Origin of the sequence: Burkholderia ambifaria AMMD (assembly GCF_000203915.1) — a bacterium.
GTDB classification, from domain to species: Bacteria; Pseudomonadota; Gammaproteobacteria; order Burkholderiales; family Burkholderiaceae; genus Burkholderia; species Burkholderia ambifaria.
This window is the reverse complement of sequence record NC_008390.1, coordinates 2401320-2423557: the sequence shown is the minus strand read 5'-3', so window position 1 is coordinate 2423557 and position 22238 is coordinate 2401320. Positions and strand designations below refer to the sequence as shown.

The 22238-nt window shown below is 68.5% G+C and carries 15 protein-coding genes; 12 read left to right on the top strand and 3 right to left on the bottom strand.

The genetic code is table 11. From position 1 onward, the window contains the following. Positions 1 to 141: 141 nt before the first annotated feature. From BAMB_RS11090 to BAMB_RS11080, 3 genes are all read left to right on the top strand, one after another. Positions 142 to 1896, top strand: a complete 1755-nt coding sequence (locus BAMB_RS11090) for an acyl-CoA dehydrogenase family protein (RefSeq protein WP_011657406.1) — start codon at positions 142 to 144, stop codon at positions 1894 to 1896. Further along, a complete protein-coding gene (locus BAMB_RS11085) occupies positions 1893 to 3197 on the top strand; it encodes a CaiB/BaiF CoA transferase family protein (RefSeq protein WP_011657405.1) in 1305 nt (434 codons plus the stop codon). Before BAMB_RS11090 ends, BAMB_RS11085 begins: the two co-directional genes overlap by 4 nt. An 87-nt stretch (positions 3198 to 3284) precedes the next feature. Continuing rightward, positions 3285 to 4730: an MFS transporter gene (locus BAMB_RS11080; RefSeq protein ID WP_011657404.1), complete on the top strand. Its 1446-nt coding sequence runs from the start codon at positions 3285 to 3287 to the stop codon at positions 4728 to 4730. Between the two features lie 157 nt (positions 4731 to 4887). Here BAMB_RS11080 and BAMB_RS11075 read toward each other — a convergent pair whose 3' ends face one another. Both BAMB_RS11075 and argA read right to left on the bottom strand, forming a co-directional pair. Continuing rightward, on the bottom strand, positions 4888 to 5163 hold the full coding sequence (locus BAMB_RS11075) for an oxidative damage protection protein (RefSeq protein ID WP_006755553.1): 276 nt from the start codon (positions 5161 to 5163) through the stop codon (positions 4888 to 4890). A 49-nt stretch (positions 5164 to 5212) separates the two neighbouring features. After that, a complete protein-coding gene (gene argA / locus BAMB_RS11070; RefSeq protein WP_011657403.1) occupies positions 5213 to 6592 on the bottom strand; it encodes an amino-acid N-acetyltransferase in 1380 nt (459 codons plus the stop codon). 23 nt (positions 6593 to 6615) lie between these two features. Between argA and hrpA the strand changes: the two genes are divergently transcribed. The 5 genes from hrpA (at position 6616) to BAMB_RS11045 (ending at position 14733) form a co-directional block, all read left to right on the top strand. Beyond that, positions 6616 to 10821 (top strand): ATP-dependent RNA helicase HrpA, encoded by a 4206-nt coding sequence (gene hrpA / locus BAMB_RS11065; protein WP_041491215.1) that lies wholly within the window; start codon positions 6616 to 6618, stop codon positions 10819 to 10821. A 180-nt stretch (positions 10822 to 11001) separates the two neighbouring features. Continuing rightward, complete coding sequence (locus BAMB_RS11060) at positions 11002 to 11991, top strand: YVTN family beta-propeller repeat protein (protein ID WP_006755029.1); 990 nt, start codon at positions 11002 to 11004, stop codon at positions 11989 to 11991. 16 nt (positions 11992 to 12007) lie between these two features. Next, positions 12008 to 12982, top strand: coding sequence for a sterol desaturase family protein (locus BAMB_RS11055; RefSeq protein WP_011657401.1), 975 nt, complete (start codon positions 12008 to 12010; stop codon positions 12980 to 12982). Positions 12983 to 13093: 111 nt separating this feature from the next. After that, positions 13094 to 13921, top strand: a complete 828-nt coding sequence (locus BAMB_RS11050; protein WP_011657400.1) for an EI24 domain-containing protein — start codon at positions 13094 to 13096, stop codon at positions 13919 to 13921. Further along, positions 13918 to 14733 (top strand): competence/damage-inducible protein A, encoded by an 816-nt coding sequence (locus BAMB_RS11045; protein ID WP_011657399.1) that lies wholly within the window; start codon positions 13918 to 13920, stop codon positions 14731 to 14733. The genes BAMB_RS11050 and BAMB_RS11045 overlap by 4 nt, the downstream gene beginning before the upstream one ends. Positions 14734 to 14860: 127 nt before the next feature. On the opposite strand, the gene BAMB_RS11040 is transcribed toward BAMB_RS11045, so the two are convergent. After that, positions 14861 to 15325 carry a rhodanese-like domain-containing protein gene (locus BAMB_RS11040; RefSeq protein WP_041491214.1) on the bottom strand — a complete coding sequence of 155 codons (465 nt, stop codon included), beginning with the start codon at positions 15323 to 15325 and terminating at the stop codon, positions 14861 to 14863. A 409-nt stretch (positions 15326 to 15734) separates the two neighbouring features. On the opposite strand from BAMB_RS11040, the gene glnA reads away from it, so the two are divergent. The 4 genes from glnA (at position 15735) to BAMB_RS11020 (ending at position 22230) form a co-directional block, all read left to right on the top strand. Then, complete coding sequence (glnA, locus tag BAMB_RS11035) at positions 15735 to 17150, top strand: type I glutamate--ammonia ligase (RefSeq protein WP_006758924.1); 1416 nt, start codon at positions 15735 to 15737, stop codon at positions 17148 to 17150. Positions 17151 to 17311: 161 nt separating this feature from the next. Beyond that, the gene (gene glnL / locus BAMB_RS11030) at positions 17312 to 18454 is read left to right on the top strand and encodes a nitrogen regulation protein NR(II) (RefSeq protein ID WP_011657397.1); all 1143 of its coding nucleotides are present in this window, start codon (positions 17312 to 17314) and stop codon (positions 18452 to 18454) included. Between the two features lie 45 nt (positions 18455 to 18499). Continuing rightward, on the top strand, positions 18500 to 20026 hold the full coding sequence (gene ntrC, locus BAMB_RS11025) for a nitrogen regulation protein NR(I) (RefSeq protein WP_011657396.1): 1527 nt from the start codon (positions 18500 to 18502) through the stop codon (positions 20024 to 20026). Positions 20027 to 20106: 80 nt separating this feature from the next. Beyond that, complete coding sequence (locus tag BAMB_RS11020) at positions 20107 to 22230, top strand: prolyl oligopeptidase family serine peptidase (RefSeq protein ID WP_011657395.1); 2124 nt, start codon at positions 20107 to 20109, stop codon at positions 22228 to 22230. The last annotated feature ends 8 nt before the right edge of the window (positions 22231 to 22238 follow it).

Below are 22238 nucleotides of genomic sequence, written 5' to 3'. Positions count from 1 at the left end.
TGCCGTCTATCGTACCGGACAAATCCTGTATTGGACGCTTATCGATCACGCGCCTAGGCTCTGCGTAACGCCTGGCATCGGCCGCCGCGCCGCCACGGTGCGGGCGCCGGCCGGCAGCCGGGCCACCATGGAGACGCATGCATGAACGACACCGCTCGCACGCCGGACGCCGGCGCATCCGGCAACATCCCCGACAGCCGGGGCATCAATTTCTTCACGGCCGATCCCGATCTCGGCGCATTGCTGAAGCTGCATCTCGGCGCCGCCCAATACGCACGACTCGAACCGCAACTGCATGCACTCGGCGCGCGCGTGTCGGGCGAGCTCGACGAATGGGCGTCGCGCGCGGACAAGCATCCGCCCGTGCTCGAACATCGCAACCGGCGCGGCGAGGCCGTGCAGCGGATCGACAAGGACCCCGCGTATGTCGCGCTCGAACGCGTCGCGTATGCGGAACTCGGGCTCGCGGCGCTGAGCCACCAGCCCGACGCGGTGGCGCCGCTCGTCAAGTACGCGCTGACGTTCCTGTTCGTGCAGGCGGAATTCGGGCTGTGCTGCCCGGTCAGCATGACCGACTCGCTCACGCGCACGCTGCGCCGTTTCGGCGAACCGGCGCTCGTCGAGCACTACCTGCCGAGGCTCGCGTCACGCGATTTCGACACGCTGTTCCAGGGCGCGATGTTCATGACCGAGCAGGCGGCCGGCTCCGACGTCGGACGCATCGCGACGCGCGCGGTGCGCGACACGCACACGTCGGGCGAAGCGGTGTGGCGCCTGTACGGCGACAAGTGGTTCTGCTCGAACGCCGACGCCGATCTGGCGATGGTGCTCGCGCGACCCGACGGCGCGCCGGACGGCATCAAGGGGCTCGCGCTGTTCCTGCTGCCGAAGACGCTGCCGGACGGCACGCGCAACCGCTACGGGATCGTGCGGCTGAAGGACAAGCTCGGCAGCCGGTCGATGGCGAGCGGCGAGATCGCGCTCGAAGGCGCGCAGGCCTACCTGATCGGCGAGATCGGCCGCGGTTTTCACCAGATGGCCGACATGATCAACATGTCGCGGCTGTCGAACGGCGTGCGCGCGGCCGGGCTGATGCGGCGCGCGCTGAACGAGTCGCTGCACGTGGCCGCGCACCGCACGGCGTTCGGCCGGACGCTGATCGAGATGCCGCTGATGCAGCGCCAGTTGATGAAGATGCTGCTGCCCGCCGAGGCCGCGCGTGCGATGTTCATGCAGATCGCGCTGTTGCTGCCTGAGGCGGATGCGGGCGACGAGCAGGCCGCGCGCTGCGTGCGCATCCTGACGCCGCTGATCAAGTTCCGCGCGTGCCGCGATGCGCGCCGCGTGACGGGCGACGCGATGGAGGTGCGCGGCGGCACCGGTTACATCGAGGAATGGAGCGATGCGCGCCTTGTGCGCGACGCGCATCTCGGCTCGATCTGGGAAGGCACCAGCAACATCGTCGCGCTCGACGTCGCGCGTGCCGCGCAGCGCGAGCAGGCGCTGGACGCGCTGCGCACGTTCCTCGGCGATCGGCTCGGCGCGGCGGCGCTGCCCGACGCAAGTCGCGCGGCGCTGCGGCGCATTCTCGCGCGCGCCTGCGATGCGCTCGCCCGGGTTGCGGCGGCAGGCGACGACGCGTGCGTGCGGCAGGCCGCGTCGGCGCTGTACTACGCGAGCGCGGCCGTGCTGATGGCGTGCGAGGGCGTGCGGCTCGCGCCCGATTACCGGCGCCTCGCGCTCGCGCACCTGATCGTGCGTCACAAGCTGCTGCCGGTCGACCCGTTCGCGCCGGCGTCGCGCGACGACGAGGCGATGGCGTTCGACGCGCTGGTGCGCGGCACGCCGGTGCCGCTCGACATGGCGCTCGACCTGCTGCCGGAGGTCGAACGATGAACGTGACGAACGTGACTAACCCGACGAAAGCGACACGCGGCGCCCTGGACGGCTTGAAGGTCGTCGACCTGAGCCGTGTGCTCGGCGGCCCGTACTGCACGCAGGCGCTCGCCGACCACGGCGCGACGGTGATCAAGATCGAGCCGCCGGACGGCGACGAGACGCGGGGCTGGGGGCCGCCGTTCCTCGGCGACACCGCGTGGTATTTCATGGGCGTGAACCGCAACAAGGAAGGGCTCGCGCTCGATCTGTCGCGCGACGAAGGGCGCGCGATCCTGTGGCGTCTGCTCGACGACGCCGACGTGCTCGTCGAGAACTTCAAGCCCGGCACGCTCGCGCGCTGGGGGATGGACTACGCGCGCGATCTGCGGCCGCGCTTCCCGCGCCTGATCCACTGCGCGGTGACCGGCTTCGGCGAAGACGGTCCGCTCGGCGGGCTGCCCGGCTACGACGCGGTGATCCAGGCGATGGCCGGCCTGATGAGCGTCAACGGCGAGCGCGACGGCGACGCGATGCGCATCGGGTTGCCGATCGTCGACATGGTCACGGGGCTCAACGCGCTGGCCGGCATCCTGCTCGCGCTCGCGGAGCGCGAGAAGAGCGGGCAGGGCCAGTCGATCGACATCGCGCTGTACGACTGCGGCGTGTCGCTGCTGCATCCGCACCTGCCGAACTTCTTCGGCTCGGGGCGCGTGCCGGAGCGCAGCGGCAACGCGCATCCGAACATCGCGCCGTACGACAGCTACCGCACGGCGACGGTGCCGATCTTCCTCGCCGTCGGCAACGACCGGCAGTTCGCACGGCTCGTCGCGCATCTCGGCGCGCCGGCGCTCGCCGGCGATCCGCGCTTCGTCGACAACCGCAGCCGCTGCGCGCACCGCCCCGAGCTGAAGGCCGAGCTCGAGGCGCGGCTCGCCGCCCATCCGTGCGAGCCGCTCGCGCGCGACCTGATGGCGGCGGGCGTGCCGTGCGGGCCGGTGCGCACGGTCGCCGATGTCGCGCGCGACCCGCATGCGCTGCACCGCGAGCTGTTCGTCGAGATCGGCGCGTATCGCGGCACCGCATCGCCGGTGAAGCTGTCGCGCACGCCCGCAACCTATCGCACGCCGCCACCGGCGCTCGGCCGCGACACGCGCGCGGTGCTCGATCGCCTCGGCGTCGATCCCGCGCTCCTGCGGCAACTGCTCGACGCCGGCGTGCTGAAAGTCGCGCCCGATGAGACGGACCGGCCGACGAGGCACGCGGGTGGGCATCCGCGGCCGAGGAAGCGGAACGCAAAGCAGCAGAACGCAAAGCCGTAAAGCAACACCGCCAGCCGGCGGCGCAAGGCCGGCCATCCGGCAAGGCGCGCGACAGTCGCGCCGCCGATCACGAACATGGAGACATCGATGAGCCGTCCGCAATCCCCGTCAGCCGTGCCGCCAAGGCCCGGCCGCGCCGCCCTCGCGGCCTTCGTCGGCACCACGATCGAGTGGTACGACTTCTACATCTACGGCACCGCCGCCGCGCTCGTGTTCGGCAAGGTGTTCTTTTCCAGCACGATGGATCCCGGCGTCGCGACGCTGCTCGCGTTCGTCACGTTCTGGGCCGGTTTCGCTGCGCGGCCGCTCGGCGGGATCGTGTTCGGGCATCTCGGCGATCGCGTCGGCCGCAAGACCGCGCTCGTGATCACGCTGATCATGATGGGGCTTGCCACGACCGGCATCGGCCTGTTGCCCGGCTATGCGTCGATCGGCGTGTGGGCGCCCGCGGGCCTCGTCGTGCTGCGCGTGCTGCAGGGCATCGCGGTCGGCGGCGAGTGGGGCGGGGCGGTGCTGATCGCGAGCGAGAACGCGCCGAAGCATCGCAGCATCCTGTATGCGGCCTTCGCGCAGCAGGGCTCGCCCACCGGCAACCTGCTCGCGACGATCGCGTTCTTCGCGTTGAGCGCGTTGCCGACGCCGTCGTTCCTGATGTGGGGCTGGCGCATTCCGTTCCTGCTGTCGGCGGTGCTCGTGATCATCGGGATGGTGATCCGGCTGCGGCTCGAGGAATCGCTCGACATGCAGCGCGTGCTCGCACGCAAGCGGACGGTGAAGCTGCCGCTGCGCGACGTCGTGCGCGACCACTGGCCCGTCGTGCTGCTCGCGGCCGGCACGCTGCCGGTGATCAACGTCACGTATTTCCGCAGCACGTTCGCGCTGTCATGGGCGACCAAGGAGCTCGGCTACGCGCAGGGCACGTTCCTCGGCATCCTGTCGATCTCGCTCGTCGTGCAGTTCCTGATGCAGCCGATCGGCGCGTGGTTCGTGTCGAAGATCGACATGCGCCGCGCGATGTGCTGGATCCTGATTCCGGAGATCGTGCTGATGCCGGTGATGTTCCATGCGCTCGCGACGCGCTCGTACTGGGTCGCCGTCGTGGGGATGTGCATCTCGACGATCCCGTCGGCGATGTTCTACGGTGCGGTCGGCGGCGTGCTCGCGCGCGTGTTTCCGGCCAACATCCGCTATACGGGCCTGTCGCTCGCGTATCAGTTGAGCGCGCTCGTCGTCGGCGGCGGCACGCCGGTGCTCGCGCAGGCGATCCTGAACGCGACCGGCAGCATCGTCGGCGTCGCGATCGCGTCGGGGTTGTATGCGCTCGTGTCGCTCGCCTGCATGCTCGCGCTGCTCAATCGCACCGGCTACCGTGCGGATGAGCTGTCGAGCGCCGAGCGCAGCGATGCGGCCGAATGGGGCACCGCAAGCGCGAGCGCAAGCACAAGCGCCGACGCTGCGGCTGCGGCCGGCGCGTCCGCGCAACCGGACGAGCGCGGCACGTTGAAACCGGCGGGGCAGGCCGGCGCGACCTGACCTGACCTGACCTGGCGGCATCGAACGCGCCGGGCCGATTCGCATCGGCTCGATTTGCCCGCCCCCAAAAACAAACGGCACCGTGCGATGCACGGTGCCGTTTGCGTTGCGTTGCTTCCACGAGGCCGCTACAGCCGGCCCGCGCGATCCGCGATACTCAGCCTTCCGTCGGCGGCACGAAGCCGGACGCCTGGTCCGCGCCGTCGCCGAAGAAGTACTTCTCGGTCTGCTTCATCAGGTACTGGCGCGCGCGCGGGTCGGCCATGTTCAGGCGGTTCTCGTTGATCAGCATCGTCTGCTGCTTGAGCCAGCCTTGCCACGCTTCCTTCGACACGCTTTCGTAAATGCGCTTGCCGAGTTCGCCCGGCAGCGGCGGGAAATCGAGAGCCTCGGCTTCCTTGCCGAGCTTCGCGCATTGAATCATTCGAGCCATCGTGTACTTCTCCTGTAATCGGACTGGGGGAGGGCAGTCGTGCCTGCGCTCAGAGCTGCTTCATCAGCACGAGCGACTTGCGCTGCCAGTTATAGAGTTTGCGGCGGTCTTCCGGCAGGTCGTCGACGCTGACCTTGACGAAGCCGCGCTTGAGGAACCAGTGCTCGGTGCGCGTCGTGAGCACGAAGATATGCGTGAGGCCGCGCGCGCGGGCGCGCTGCTCGATGCGCTTGAGCAGGCGTTCGCCGTCGCCCGAGCCCTGCGCTTCCGGCGCGACCGTCAGGCACGCCATCTCGCCGATCTTTTCCTGCTGGTACGGATACAGCGCCGCGCAGCCGAACAGCACGCCATCGTGCTCGATCACCGAGAAGTGGTCGATGTCGCGTTCGATCTGGTGGCGGCCGCGTCGCACCAGCGTGCCGTCCGACTCGAGCGGCTCGATCAGCGACAGGATGCCGCCGACGTCGTCCGGCGTCGCTTCGCGCAGGCTCTCGAGATTCTCGTACGAGATCATCGTGCCGACGCCGTCGTGCAGGAACAGTTCGAGCAGCATGCTGCCGTCGAGCGATTGCGGGATCAGGTGGGCACGGGTCACGCCGCCGCGGCACGCGCGGATCGAATGCTTCAGGAAGAACGCGTCGTCGCCCTGGACGTTGCCGGAATCGAGCAGCTCGGCGGCCGCGTCGAGCGACATTTCACGGACCAGCTCGCCTTCGTCGCCGACGATGCCGGGCGCCTCGGTCAGGAAGATGATCTTGTCGGCGCGCAGCGCGATCGCGGCCGCCGACGCGACGTCTTCCATCGACAGGTTGAACGCTTCGCCGGTCGGCGAGAAACCGAGCGGCGACAGCAGCACGAGCTTGCGGCTCGCGAGCGAATGACGGATCGATTCGGCGTCGATCTTGCGCACGATGCCCGTGTGCGCGAAATCGACCCCGTCGAGAATCCCCACCGGTCGTGCGGTCACGAAGTTGCCGGACACGACGCTGATGTGCGCGTGCGCCATCGGCGAGTTCGGCAGACCCTGGCTGATCGCGGCCTCGATGTCGAGACGCACTTCGCCGGCCGCTTCCTTCGCGGATTCGAGCGCGCGCGCATCGGTGATGCGCAGCCCGTGCGAAAACTCGGATTCGACACCATGCAGGCTCAGCTGCTCCTCGACCTGCGGGCGCGAGCCGTGCACCAGCACGATCTGGATGCCCATCGCCTGCAGCAGCGCGATGTCGGACACGAGCGCGTTCAGGAGTCCCTGCTGCACCACCTCGCCGCCGAACCCCACGACGAACGTGCTGTTGCGGAACTTGTGGATATAGGGCGCGACGGAGCGCATCCAGTCGACGAACTGCGCGTGGCTGGCGGCCGAATCGTCGGCAGCCGGCGGCGTCGCGGCGCCGGTCTGGGCGGGAGGGAGGTCGGTTTGGGAATTCATGGGCGGGATTATAATGCGCCCCCATGTCGAATGTACCTAAAAGTCCCGCGCCGACGCGGGCCAAAGCGCCGTCGGCGCGGCACCCGGATGGTGCGGCCGATGCGCGCGAGCAGCAAGGCCAGCCGCCGCGCCAGCCGCAGCAACAGCAGGCGGGCAAGCCGCCGCGCGGGCCGCGCGGTGAAGAGCGGCGCGGCGACGCGCGCCAGCCGGCCGCGGCGACGGACGCACCGCGGGCGGATGCGCGCACCCCGCGCCGCGAGCGTGCGCCGCGCGCGGTCGTCGCACCGAATCCCGTTCCGCCGATCACGTATCCCGAAAGCCTGCCCGTATCGGGCAAGCGCGACGAAATCGCGCGCGCGATCGCCGATCACCAGGTCGTCATCGTCTGCGGCGAAACGGGGTCGGGCAAGACCACCCAGCTGCCGAAGATCTGTCTCGATCTCGGCCGCGGCCTCGGCGCCGGCGGCACGGGCCTGATCGGCCACACGCAGCCGCGGCGTCTGGCCGCGTCGTCGACCGGCCGGCGGATCGCCGAGGAACTCGGCACGCCGTTCGGCGAGGTGGTCGGCTACAAGGTGCGCTTCACCGACAATCTCGCACCGGGCGCGTCCGTGAAGCTGATGACGGACGGCATCCTGCTCGCCGAGACGCAGACCGACCCGCTGCTGAAGGCGTACGACACGCTGATCATCGACGAGGCGCACGAGCGCAGCCTGAACATCGACTTCCTGCTCGGCTACCTGAAGGAGATCCTGCCGAGGCGGCCGGACCTGAAGCTGATCGTCACGTCCGCGACGATCGACGCCGACCGCTTCGCGCGCCATTTCGGCAGCGACGAGCGTCCGGCGCCGGTGATCGAGGTGAGCGGGCGGCTGTATCCGGTCGAGATGCGCTACCGCCCGGTGGCCGAGGATCGCCCGGCCGTGAAGCACGCCGAGGGCACGGGCGGGCGCGACCGCGTGAAGACCGCGCGCGAGGCCGAACGCGACCTGATGGACGCGATCGTCGACGCGGTCGACGAACTGTGCCGCGAAGGCCCCGGCGACGTGCTGGTGTTCCTGCCCGGCGAGCGCGAGATTCGCGAGGCGGCCGAGGCGCTGCGCAAGCACCATCCGCCGCATACCGAGATCCTGCCGCTGTTCGCGCGACTCTCGGCGGCCGACCAGGACAAGGTGTTCAAGGCGTCGAACGCGCGCCGCATCGTGCTCGCGACCAACGTGGCCGAAACGTCGCTGACGGTGCCGGGTATCCGCTACGTCGTCGACACCGGTCTCGCGCGCGTGAAGCGCTATTCGTACCGGAACAAGGTCGAGCAGCTGCAGGTCGAGTCGATCTCGCAGGCCGCCGCGAATCAGCGCGCGGGTCGCTGCGGCCGGGTGGCCGATGGCGTGTGCATCCGCTTGTACGAGGAAAGCGACTACCAGGCGCGCGCACGCTTCACCGATCCGGAAATCCTGCGCTCGTCGCTCGCGTCGGTGATTCTGCGGATGAAGTCGCTGCACCTGACCGAGATCGAATCGTTCCCGTTCCTCGAGCCGCCGCCCGGCCGCGCGATCGCGGACGGCTACCAGTTGCTCAACGAACTCGGCGCGGTCGACGACGACAACGCGCTGACGCCGCTCGGCCGCGAGCTCGCGCGGCTGCCGCTCGATCCGCGCGTCGGCCGGATGATCCTCGCCGCGCGCGACCAGCAGTCGCTGCGCGAGGTGCTGATCATCGCGAGCGCGCTGTCCGTGCAGGACCCGCGCGACCGTCCGATCGAAGCGCAGGAGCAGGCCGACCAGGCGCACCGCCGGTTCGCCGACGAGCGCTCCGAATTCCTGCAGTGGCTGAAGATCTGGGCGTGGTTCGAAGAGGCCGTCGCGCACAAGAAATCGAACCGTCAGCTGATCGACGCGTGCCGGCAGAACTTCCTGTCGCACCTGCGGCTGCGCGAATGGCGCGACGTCCATTCGCAACTGCTGACGGTCGTGCGCGAGCATGGCTGGCGGCTCAACGAAGCCGAGGCGACCTACGAGCAGATCCATCTGGCCCTGTTGACGGGCCTGCTCGGCAACCTCGGCATGAAGGCCGATGACGATCCGCACTATCTCGGCGCGCGCGGGATCAAGTTCTACCTGTGGCCGGGCTCCGCGCTCGCGAAGAAGGCCGGCCGCTGGGTGATGGCGGCCGAACTCGTCGAGACGAGCCGGCTGTACGCGCGCTGCCTCGCGAAGATCGAGCCGGAGTGGATCGAGAAGGTCGGCGCGCACCTGCTGAAGAAGTCGCTGTCGGAGCCGCACTGGGAAAAGCGCCCCGCGCAGGTCAGCGCGTTCGAGCGCGCGACGCTGTACGGGCTGCCGATCTACCACCGCCGGCGCGTCGCGTTCGGCCGGCAGGATCCGGCGCGCGCGCGCGAGCTGTTCATCCGCGGCGCGCTGGTCGAGGGCGAGTTCGACACGAAGCTGCCGTTCTTCGCGCACAACCGCAAGCTGCTCGCCGACATCGAGCAGCTCGAGCACAAGTCGCGCCGGCAGGACGTGCTGGTCGACGACGAACTGATCTACGCGTACTACGACCAGGCGATTCCGGAGGGCATCCATACCGGCGCCGCGTTCGAGCGCTGGTATCGCGACGAGGTGAGCAAGGGCGGCCGCGCGGAGGACAAGCAGCGGCTGCTGTACCTGTCGCGCGACGACCTGATGCGCCACGAGGCGGCCGGCGTGACGACCGAGCTGTTCCCGAAGCGCGCGACGATGGCCGGCGTCGAGATGGCGCTCACGTACCACTTCGAGCCCGGCACGCCGCGCGACGGCGTGACGCTCGCGGTGCCGCTGTATGCGCTGAACCAGGTCGACGCGCGCCGCTGCGAATGGCTCGTGCCGGGGATGCTGAAGGAGAAGGTGCAGTTGCTGCTGAAGTCGCTGCCGCAGAAGCTGCGCCGGCACTGCGTGCCGCTGCCCGAGTACGCGGCCGGCTTCGTCGAACGCATGGGGCGCGAGCGCTTCGGCGCGGGCGGCCTCGTCGAGGCGCTGATCGCCGACGTGCGCAGCGAGACGCAGGTCGCGATGAAGACGGCCGACTTCAAGCTCGAGACGCTGCCCGCGCACCTGTTCATGAACTTCAAGGTGATCGACGAGCACGGCCGCCAGCTCGCGATGGGGCGCAATCTCGCGCAGCTTCGACAGGAACTGGGCGCGCAGGCGCAGCAGCAGTTCCAGAAGATCGCGGCGGCGTCGACGATCGCGCCCGGCGGCGAGGCTGGCGCGGGCGACGCGGGCAATGCTGGCGACGCGCCGGCGCCCGCTGCCGCACCGGGTTCGGCGGCGAAGGGCGGCAAGGCCGGCAAGGGCGCGGCGCCGAACACGGCCGCCGCGGCGGAAGCCGGCGTGACCGCGCTGTACGAGAACCTGACGACGTGGAACTTCGGCAAGCTCCCCGAGTTGCTGGAGATCCGCCGGCGCGGCCAGACGCTGTACGGCTATCCGGCGCTCGTCGATCGCGGCACGCATTGCGACGTCGAGGTGTTCGACTCGCCGGAGGAGGCCGCGCGGATTCACCGGGCCGGCTTGCGGCGGCTGTTCGCGCTGCAACTGAAGGAGCCGATCAAGTTCCTCGAGAAGAACCTGCCGGGGCTGCGCGAGATGGCGATGCAGTACATGTCGCTCGGCACGCAGGACGAGCTGCGCGACCAGCTGATCGACACGGCGCTCGACCGCGCGTGCCTGCAGGATCCGCTGCCCGACGACGACGCGAGCTTCCATGCGCGCCGCGACGAGGGCCGCAGCCGCCTGAACCTGCTCGCGCAGGAGATCGCGCGGCTGGTCGGCCAGATCCTCGCCGAATACGCGGGGCTCGTGAAGAAGCTCGCGCAGGCGAAGCCGTTCGCGCAGGCCCACGCGGATCTCCAGCAGCAGCTCGCGGCGCTGGTCGGCAAGCGCTTCGTGATCGACACGCCTTACACGCAGCTTGCGCACTTCCCACGCTATCTGAAGGGCATCGCGTTGCGGATCGACAAGCTGAAGGCCGACCCGGCGCGCGACGCGAAGCAGTCCGGCGAGCTGCTGCCGCTCGTGCAGCAGTACCAGCGCGCGGTGTCGCAGCGCGGCGGCGTCGCCGATCCGCGGCTCGCGGAATTCCGCTGGCTGCTGGAAGAATTGCGAATTTCGCTGTTCGCGCAGGAACTGCGCACGCCGATGCCTGTCTCTGTCAAGCGTCTGCACAAGGTGTGGGAGTCGATGCAGCGCTAGCGCAACGGCGGCCCGCCGGCCCCCGCGCCGGCGGTCGGCCGCTGCCGCCCCGCGACGCCTGCCGCAGTCGGCCGCCCGGCCGCCGCGGCGTGCGTCAATGTGGCGCAATCCGGGCTTGCGTCAACCGGCGGGGCCGGTCGAACGTTCTACAATGACTGCTGTTCCACGACGTGAGTCTTCATGCGCACTTTCCTTTCCCTCGGCCGCGCACTCGCGCTGGCCGCCGCCGTGCTGGCGCCGGCCGCACACGCGAATAACGTGATCATCCTCAACTCGGCCGAAGCGACGCTTTCCCTGATCGATCAGCAGACCCGCGAGGTCGTCTCCACGCTGCCGACCGGCAAGGAGCCGCACCATCTGATGGCGACGCCCGACAATTCGTCGCTGATCGTCGCAAATTCGATCTCGAACAGCCTGATGTTCCTCGATCCGAAGACGGGCAAGCTGCAGCGCACCGTCGAAGGGATCGACGATCCGTACCAGCTCGGCTTCTCGCCCGACCGCAAGTGGTTCGCGGCGGCAGGGCTGCGGCTCGATCGCGTCGACATCTACAGCTATGACGGCCACGACGTGCACCTCGCGAAGCGCGTGCCGCTCGCGGTGATGCCGAGCCACCTCGCGTTCACGAAGGACAGCAAGACGCTGCTCGTGTCGCTGCAGGTGTCCGGCGAGATCGCGGCGATCGACCTGCCGACGCAGACGGTCAAGTGGAAGATGAAGGTCGGCAAGGTGCCGGCCGGCCTGTGGCTCACGCCGGACGACAAGTTCCTGCTGGTCGGCATGACCGGCGCGGATTACGTCGCGGTCGTCGACTGGCGCAACCAGAAGGTCGTCAAGCAGATCTACACGGGCAAGGGCGCGCACAACTTCCGCTCGCTCGCCGACGGCACGCACGTCGCCGTCACGAACCGGGTCGCGAACACGATCAGCATCCTCGACGAGAACACGCTCACCAACGTCGGCGACATCACCGGCCTGCTGCCGGGGCCGGACGACATGGAGCTGTCGGCCGACAAGAAGACGCTGTGGGTGACGTTCCGCTTCGCGAAGAAGGTCGGTATCATCGATCTGGCATCGCGCAAGCTGGTGCAGACGATCGCCGTCGGCCGTTCGCCGCACGGGATCTACTTCTACGACCGCGCGCCGTGGAAGGCTGCGAACGGCGCGTGACGGGCGGAGGCGAACGATGCTGCACCTGATCGATGCGTTCGTGTCGGACATCCAGACCTGGCTGTACGTCGACGTCGTGCAGCCGCTCCTCTTCAAGTTCAACCTGATGGACTATGACGAGGACACCTACGACGCACTGTACTGGGTGATCATCGGCGCGCTGCAGATGGTGCTGATGTTCGCGCTGCTGCGCCCGCTCGAGGCGCTCGCGCCCGTCGAGCGCTGGAAGAACCGCCGCGCGGTGCGGGTCGACGTGATCTACACGGCGATCTCGAAGCTCGGCATCTATGCGCTGTTCTTCTTCTTCGCGCTGCAGCCGGTGTTCGACAAGTTCCAGTCGTGGCTGCGCCTGCACGGCGTCGCGAACTTCAACCTCGACTATCTGTGGCCCGGCGTGACCTCGCAGCCGATCGTCGCGTTCGCGATCTACCTCGTCGTGCTCGACTTCGCCGGCTACTGGTATCACCGCTGGCAGCACAAGTTCGGGATCTGGTGGGAGCTGCACGCGGTCCATCACAGCCAGCGGCAGATGTCGCTGTGGTGCGACGACCGCAACCACCTGCTCGACGACGTGCTCCAGTCGTGCTTCTTCGCGGCGATCGCGCTCGTGATCGGCGTGACGCCGTCGCAGTTCGTCGTGCTGACCGCGGTCACCAACTTCCTGCAGAGCATCCAGCATACGAATGCGCGACTGTCGTTCGGCCGGCTCGGCGAGCGCCTGCTCGTGAGCCCGACCTTCCACCGGCGCCACCACGCGGTCGGCTACGGCCATGAAGGCACCAAGTACGGCTGCAACTTCGGCGTGCTGTTCCCGTGGTGGGACGTGATGTTCGGCACCGCGTCGTGGAACCGCACGGTCGAGCCGACCGGCATTCGCGAGCAGGTCGACGGCGTGTCCTACGGCGACGGCTTCTGGGCGCAGCACGGCCTCGCGTTCGTGCGGATCTTCCGGCGCCTCGTTCCCGCGAAGCGCGGCGCGGCGTCGGCCTGAGCTCGTCACCGTCCCGTTGAACCGCTTTCCCACACGGCCCGCATGCGCTTTGGCGCATGCGGGCCGTGTGGTTTATCCTTTCCCCGTTTTTCTCCGTCGATACAGGTTCGCATGAACGACTTGCTGCGCTCCTTCATCCGGGCGCTCGCCAGCGCGCTGCACCCGCGCATGCTGTGGCTGACCCTGATGCCGTTCGTCGTCTCGGCGCTGCTGTGGGGCGTGTTGCTGTGGTTCTCGTGGCAGACGCTGATCGATGCCGCGCGCGGCGCGCTCGACGGCTTCGTGCTGACCGCCGCGCTGTACCGCGCGTTCGACGCGATCGGGATGTCGCAGCTGCATGCGGTCGTCGCGCCGTTCGTCGTCGTGTCGCTCGCGATTCCGCTGATCGTGCTGACCGTGCTGCTGCTGATCGCGACGATCTCGATGCCCGTCGTGATCAAGCACCTGTCGAACCGCCAGTTCGCCGCGCTCGAGGCGAAGCGGGGCGGCACCTTCGTCGGCAGCGTGGTCAATTCGCTCGGCGCGGCGCTCGTCGGCGTCGTGCTGCTCGTCGTCACGATTCCCCTGTGGCTGATTCCGCCGTTCTTCGCGCTGCTGCCACCCGTGATCTGGGGCTGGCTCACGTACCGCGTGATGACCTACGACGCGCTCGCCCAGCACGCGAGCCGCGACGAGCGCCGCGCGCTCGTGCGACAGCATCGCTGGCCGCTGATCGGCATCGGCGTCGCGACCGGGCTGCTCGGCACCGTGCCGACCTTCGTGTGGGTGTCGTCGGTCTGGATGATGGTGCTGTTTCCGTTCGTGGCGGCGGCCATGATCTGGGTTTACGCTTTCATCCTGGTCTTCTCGGCGCTGTGGTTCGGGCACTATTGCCTGCGCGCGCTGGACGACCTGCGCGCAAGCTCGCGCGCCACCGCAATCGACATGGGGCAGGCATGAGCATCGGCATCATCATCATCGGCGACGAAATCCTTTCGGGCCGCCGACAAGACAAGCATCTGGCGAAGGTCATCGAGCTGCTCGGCGCGCGCGGCCTCGCGCTCGACTGGGCCGAATACGTCGGCGACGATCCGGCGCGGATCACCGCGACGCTCGCCCGCGCGATCGCGTCCGGCGACATCGTGTTTTGCACGGGCGGGATCGGCGCGACGCCGGACGACCATACGCGCCAGTGCGCCGCCGCCGCGCTCGGCGTGCCGCTCGCGCTGCATCCGGAAGCGAAGGCGCTGATTTCGGAGCGCATCCGCGAGACGCATACCGATCCGGCCACGCCGGTCGACTTCGATTCGCCGGAAAACCGGCACCGCTTCAACATGGGCGTGTTTCCGGTGGGCGCGACGATCATCCCGAACGGCTATAACCGGATTCCCGGTTTCTCGGTCGGCGAGCTCCATTTCGTGCCCGGCTTCCCGGTGATGGCGTGGCCGATGATCGAATGGGTGCTCGATACGAAGTACCAGCATCTCCATCATGTGACGCCGCACGCGGAGCGCTCGCTGTTCGTGTTCGAACTGCCCGAATCGACGTTGACGCCGCTGATGGAGAGCATCGAGCGCGATTTCCCCGGCGTGCGCGTCTTCAGCCTGCCGAGCGTGGGCGACGCGGAGCGCGGCGGGATCTACGCGCGCCGGCATATCGATCTCGGCGTGAAGGGCGAGCCGGAAGCGGTCGCGGCCGCGTTCGTGAAGCTGCGCGAAGGCGTGCACCTGCTCGGCGGCGATGTTGTCGAACCGGATGCGCCGCGCGCCTGAGCGGCCCGCGATCCTTCACGCAAACGGGCCGCGCAAAAACCACGGGCCGCGCAACGCGGCCCGTCATCGGGATGTCATCGCCCGGCTCGACGATGTGGCAGTCGGGCGTGCCTGAACGGATGCGCGCTCAGGCGCCGATCCACGGCAGTTTCCGGAAGCACCAGCCGTCGACCGTCTTGCGGTGGCCTTCGCCGTCCTTGCCGCCTTCGAAGCCTTCGAGCAGGTCGAACGCCTTCGTGAAGCCGGCGTGCGCCGACGCGACCGCGGCGAGCTTCGAGCGCGCGGCGCTGCGGCACAGGAACAGGATGGGCGTATCGGCCGGGAGGGCTGCCTTCAGTTCGTTGACGAATTCGGCGTTCGGTACGCCGCCCGGATAGCGCGTCCATTCGACGTGCAGGTACTGGCCGTCGCCGACGAGCGGGCGGCCGACCCAGTCGAGCTCGGCGCGGGTGCGCACGTCGACAAGGCGCGCCGACGGGTCGAGCTGCAGCAGTTCGAATGCCTCGACCGGCAGCAGCGCGCCGGCATAGTTGAGCGCGCCTTGGGTGCGGCGTTCTTCGGCCTTCGCGTAAAGCTGATCGAGCGTACTCATGGCAGGAGGTCTCCGTATGGTTCGGTCAAACGAACATTCTAGCGCGCCGCCGCCGCGCCGATGTGCGCGTAGCCTGCCCCGCATGCACCGCCCCGTGCTCACCAAAAGAGTGCAGAATGGTACGCATGCACCACAATGATTCAGCCGCGCATGGGCCCTCCGGAGATTGCACCATTTCAGTGCGATCGTCCGGCCCCCGGTGCGGCGCCCGGCCCCGGAATCGCGCAGCAGGGCCCCGTGGTGGCGCGGGCTGGCGCGATTCATGTCGCATCTGTGCATGGCTGGCACGGTTGCTGCTATATAGAATTCGGTCGACCCGGGGCGCGCTGCGCCAAAGCCAGACTCCGGGCAGCTCGGTAAACGAGGCGGTTCCCAGTCCGCCGGAATTGTTCAATCAGGAGAAGAGGTTATGAGTAAAACCGTCGCCGACGTCATGCAGCTCGTGAAGGACGAGGACGTCAAGTTTGTCGATTTCCGCTTCACGGATACGCGCGGCAAGGAACAGCACGTGTCGGTACCGGTTTCGGCGTTTGACGAAGACAAGTTCGAAAGCGGCCATGCATTCGACGGCTCGTCGATCGCCGGCTGGAAGGGCATCGAGGCGTCGGACATGCTGCTCATGCCGGACCCGAGCGCTGCCTTCGTCGACCCGTTCTATGAAGAGTCGACCCTCGTGCTGACCTGCGACGTGGTCGAACCGGCCGACGGCAAGGGCTACGAGCGCGATCCGCGTTCGCTCGCGAAGCGCGGCGAAGCGTACCTGAAGAGCACGGGCATCGGCGACACGGCCTACTTCGGTCCGGAGCCGGAATTCTTCATTTTCGACTCGGTCCAGTGGAACACGGACATGTCGGGCTGCTTCGTGAAGATCAACTCCGAAGAAGCACCGTGGTCGGCAGGCAAGGAATTCGAAGGCGGCAACACGGGCCACCGTCCGGGCACGAAGGGCGGCTACTTCCCGGTCGCGCCGGTCGACACGTTCCAGGACATGCGTTCGGAAATGTGCCTGCTGCTCGAACAGCTCGGCATCCCGGTCGAAGTGCACCACCACGAAGTGGCGGGCCAGGGCCAGAACGAAATCGGCACGAAGTTCTCGACGCTGGTTCAGCGCGCCGACTGGACGCAATGGTCGAAGTACATCATCCATAACGTCGCGCACTCGTACGGCAAGACGGCGACGTTCATGCCGAAGCCGGTCGTCGGCGACAACGGTTCGGGCATGCACGTTCACCAGTCGATCTGGAAGGACGGCCAGAACCTGTTCGCGGGCAACGGCTATGCCGGCCTGTCGGAACTGGCGCTGTTCTACATCGGCGGCATCATCAAGCACGCCCGTGCGCTGAACGCGATCACGAACCCGACGACGAACTCGTACAAGCGTCTGGTCCCGCACTTCGAAGCCCCGGTCAAGCTCGCTTACTCGGCGCGTAACCGTTCGGCATCGATCCGCATTCCGCACGTGTCGAACCCGAAGGGTCGCCGTATCGAAACGCGCTTCCCGGATCCGATGGCGAACCCGTACCTGTGCTTCACGGCGCTGATGATGGCCGGCCTCGACGGGATCCAGAACAAGATTCATCCGGGCGAAGCCGCGGACAAGAACCTGTACGACCTGCCGCCGGAAGAGGATGCAAAGATCCCGACCGTCTGCGCGGGCCTCGACCAGGCACTGGAAGCGCTCGACAAGGATCGCGAGTTCCTGACGCGCGGCGGCGTGTTCACCGACAGCATGCTCGATGCGTACCTCGCGCTGAAGGAGCAGGAGCTGGCGAAGTTCCGCATGACGACGCATCCGATCGAGTTCGAGATGTACTACTCGCTGTAATCGGCGATGGCGCTTCGAGTGAGCGCCGTCATGCCGGTTCGTTCCCGTCGCGCGGCCTGCGGCGGGAACCGCGGAGTCTGAAAGGGGACGGCGTCCAGCCGTCCCTTTTTTGTTCCGCAAATTTTCATGTTCCCCCCCGGTGAGGCGCGACGATACGCAAGATGGCTCTGAAAAATCTGATCAAGGCGAAGACGGGGCAGCCCGAGCGACTGACGGAAGACGAGCGGCTCGCGCGCTCGGGCCTGCTTGCGGGGCTGGAAGCACTGCCGACGGTCGTGATCGTGCTCGACCGCAAGACGCTCAGGGTCGCGTTCGCGAACCCGTCCGCGGAGGCGATGCTCGACATCTCGCGGCGGCAGCTCGCGCAGCGGCCGTGGGGCGAGATTTTTCCGAACGCGAACGAGCTCGCGGCAACGATCACCGCGATCGGCCAGGAGCGCTTTCACGCGACGCATCTCGACACGGTGCTCGACCGGCCCGGCCACGAGGCGCTGCACGTGCATGCGATCGTCGGCTTCCTCGAGACCGCGCCCGATTTCGTGCTCGTCGAACTGTTCGAGAACGAACGGCAGTCGCGCACGGATCGCGAGGAGCGGATCCACGACCTGACCGCGGTCAACAAGCAACTGATCCGCAATCTCGCGCACGAGATCAAGAACCCGCTCGGCGGCATTCGCGGCGCAGCCCAGCTGCTCGAATTCGAGCTGAGCGAGCGTGAGCGCGGCGAGCTGCGCGAATACACGCAGGTGATCATCAAGGAGTCCGACCGCCTGCAGACGCTCGTCGACCGCTTGCTGGAGCCGCACCGGCATCCGCACATCGTCGGCGACGTGAACATTCATGAAGTGTGCGAACGCGTGCGCGCGGTGATGCTCGCGGAATTTCCGCGCGGGCTCACGATCGAGCGCGACTACGACGTCAGCGTGCCCGACCTGCGCGGCGACAAGGAGCAGCTGATCCAGGCGCTGCTGAACATCGTGCGCAACGCGGCGCAGGCGCTGCGCGAGCGGATCGCGCAGGGCGACGCGAAGATCGAGCTGCGCACGCGCGTCGCGCGCAAGGTGACGGTCGCGAAGCGCCTGTACAAACTGGCACTGGACTTGCATGTAGTCGACAACGGGCCCGGCATTCCGGAAGAGATCCGCGACCGGATCTTCTATCCGCTCGTGTCCGGGCGCGACGACGGCAGCGGCCTCGGCCTCACGCTCGCGCAGACTTTCGTGCAGCAGCACGACGGGATGATCGAGGTCGAGAGCCGGCCGGGACGTACCGAATTTCAGATCCTGCTGCCGCTCGACCATTGAGCGGCGGTATGGCGATTCACCGGATTCACCAATACTGACCGACCTATGAAGCCGATCTGGATAGTAGACGACGACCAATCGATCCGCTGGGTGCTCGAAAAGGCACTCGCCCGGGACAGCTTCGCGACGAAGAGTTTCGCGAACGTGCGCGACGCGCTGGCCGCGCTCGACCACGAGACGCCGCAGGTGCTCGTATCCGACATCCGGATGCCGGGCGGCTCCGGCCTCGAGTTGTTGCAGGCGGTGCACGAGCGTCTGCCGGACCTGCCCGTCATCATCATGACGGCGTTCTCCGATCTCGACAGCGCCGTCGCGGCGTTCCAGGGCGGCGCGTTCGAATATCTCGCGAAGCCGTTCGACGTCGACAAGGCGGTGGAGCTGATCCGCCGCGCGGTCGAGGAAAGCCTGCGCGGCGGCGCGCCGCAGGACGAGCGCGTGGCCGAGGCGCCCGAGATGCTCGGCCAGGCGCCCGCGATGCAGGACATGTTCCGCGCGATCGGCCGCCTGTCGCATTCGGCCGCGACCGTGCTGATCACCGGCGAATCGGGCACCGGCAAGGAGCTCGTCGCACGGGCGCTCCACCGGCACAGCCCGCGCGCGAACGGACCGTTCATCGCGCTGAACACCGCGGCGATCCCGAAGGACCTGCTCGAATCCGAACTGTTCGGCCATGAGCGCGGCGCGTTCACCGGCGCGCAGACGACGCGCCAGGGCCGCTTCGAACAGGCCGAGAACGGCACGCTGTTCCTCGACGAAATCGGCGACATGCCGTTCGACCTGCAGACGCGCTTGTTGCGCGTGCTGTCGGACGGGCAGTTCTACCGCGTCGGCGGCCACAACCCGCTGCGCGCGAACGTGCGCGTGATCGCCGCGACGCATCAGAATCTCGAGGCGCGCGTGCGGCAGGGGCTGTTCCGCGAGGACCTTTACCACCGGCTCAACGTGATCCGGCTGCGGCTGCCGCCGCTGCGCGAACGCAGCGAGGATATCGCGCTGCTCACGCGCCACTTCCTGCAGAAGAGCGCGCGCGATCTCGGCGTCGAGCCCAAGCGCGTGTCCGACGACGCGCTGGCGTACCTGACGTCGTTGTCGTTCCCCGGCAACGTGCGGCAGCTCGAGAATCTCGCGAACTGGCTGACCGTGATGGCGCCAGCGCAGACGGTCGAGATCAAGGATCTGCCGCCCGACCTCGTGCCGGCAGGCGCGCCGGTGACTGCGACGGCCGATGGCATCGATGCGCACGGCGGCGCGAGCATCGGCGGTGGCGACGCGCTGCGCGTACAGCCGGCGGCCGGTGCGGCGCCGTTGACGGCGGCGCCCGTCGCGGCCGCGCCGAACGGTGCGCCGGCCGGCTATCCGATGTGGGAAAACGGGCTGCGCACCGAAGTCGCACGGCTGTTGCGCGAGAACTCGGCCGACGTGATGGACGAGCTCGCGCGCCGCTTCGAGGCGGCCGTGATCCGCGAGGCGCTCGACTTCACGCGCGGCCGCAAGGTCGAGGCGGCGGAGCGGCTCGGCATCGGCCGCAACACGATCACGCGCAAGATCCAGGAACTGCATCTGGAGCCTTGAGTTGCCGTCGCGGCATGCGCGGGCATCGCGCATGCCGCGATCGGACATAATCTCGGTTTGCCGTCACGTGCGCACCCGTCATGTCCGATTCCTTCCGCTGGCCCGCCGGGGCCGATCCCTTCCGTTTTCTCGAATCGCTCGACAGCAAGCGCGCCCGCGCGTGGGTCGACGAGCAGAACGCGCGCACGCGTGTCGCGCTGCGCGACGACGATGCGTATCGCGCGCTCACCGCGCGGCTCGCACAGGCGTATCTGCCGCGCGAACGCCCGGTGATTCCGACCCGCTGGCGCGAGTGGGCGTACGACCTGTGGCAGGACGATCTCCACCCGAAGGGACTGTGGCGCCGCGCGCGCTGGGACGACTGGCGCGCGGGCCGGCCCGAGTGGGAAACGCTGCTCGACGTCGACGCGCTCGGCGCGCAAGAGGGCGAGTCGTGGGTGTTCGAGCAGGACGCGATCCTGTATCCGGACGGCGACCGCGCGCTGCTGTCGCTGTCGCCGGGCGGCGCCGACGCGGTCGTCGTGCGCGAGTTCGATCTCGTGCAGCGCCGCTTCGTCGACGACGGGTTCACGATCGACGAGCCCGGGCATCACACGGTCGGCTGGATCGACCGCGATACCGTCTACGTGAGCTGGGATCGCGGCGAAGCGCATGCGACCGCGGCCGGCTATCCGTACGACGCGCGCCGCTGGGTACGCGGCACGCCGCTCGCCGATGCGCCGGTCGTGTTTCGCGGCGAACCCGACGACATCAGCGCCGGCGCGGCGTTCGATCCGATCGACGGCCGCCACGTCGCGTGGCGCAGCGTCGATTTCTTCGACGCACACGCGTACTGGCTGAACGGCGCGGGCGAGTGGGTGCGCTACGACGTGCCGACGCATGTCGAGGTCGGCTTCTGGGAGGGCTGGCTCGTGCTGGAGCCGCGGCTCGACTGGGACTGCGGCGGCGTGCGTCACGCGGGCGGCTCGCTGCTCGCGATCCGCGAGCAGGCGTTCCTCGCCGGCGCGCGTGAACTCACGACGCTGTTCGAGCCGCGGCCGTCGACGTCCGCGTGCACGTGGACGCATACGCGCACGATGCTGATCGCGAGCTGGCTCGACGACGTGCAGAACCGCACGATGCTGTGGCAGCCGCGCCAGGGAGATGACGGCGCGTGGACGTGGCACGCGCGGCCGTTCGAGTGGCCGGGCGACGCGCAAGTCGACCTCGAGCCGGTCGAGTCGACGCTGAACGACGACGTGTACGTGGACGTCGACACCTATCTCGATCCGCCCGAATGCTGGCTTGCCGATCTGGCCGATCGTGCGGACGATGCCGCGTCGCGCCGCGTGCTGCTCGACCGCCCGCCGGTGCGCTTCGACGCGGCCGGGCTCGTCGTGCGGCGTGCCAATGCCCGCTCGCGCGACGGCACGGCGGTGCCGTACACGCTGATCGGGCCGCGTGACGCACTCGATGGGCTCGATCACCCCGATGGCGTCACCCGCGTCGCGCGACCCTGCCTGCTGTCAGGCTATGGCGGCTTCGCGATTCCGAACCTGCCGGGCTATAGCGATGCGTTGGGCATCGCATGGCTCGAACGCGGCGGCGTCGCAGTGTTCGCGCACATCCGCGGCGGCGGCGAATTCGGGCCGGGCTGGCACGTCGACGCGCAGCGCGAGCATCGGCAGCGTGCGTTCGACGACTTCATCGCGGTGGCCGAGGATCTGATCCGCAGCGGCGTGACGACGGCCGCGCAGCTCGGCATCGAGGGCGGCAGCAACGGCGGGCTGCTGGTCGGCGCGTGCATGGTGCAGCGTCCGGAACTGTTCGGTGCGGTGCTGTGCCGCGTGCCGCTGCTCGACATGCGGCGCTATCCGAAGCTGCATGCGGGCGCCGCGTGGCTCGACGAATACGGCGATCCGGACGATTCGCGCGAAGGCGCGGCACTGGCCGCCTATTCGCCGTATCACCGCGTGCGTGAAGGGGTCGTGTATCCGCCGCTGCTGCTGACGACGTCGACGCGCGACGACCGCGTGCATCCCGCGCATGCGCGCAAGATGGCCGCGCGCATGCATGCGCTCGGACACGAACGGGTGTGGTACTGGGAGAACACGGACGGCGGCCATGGCAGCGCCGACGATCTGGAGCGTGCCGAAGCGGATGCGGCAGAATTCGGCTTCCTGTGGGCCCATCTCGGGCCCGCGCCCGCGCCCGCACGCGGTTGAGCGCGGGC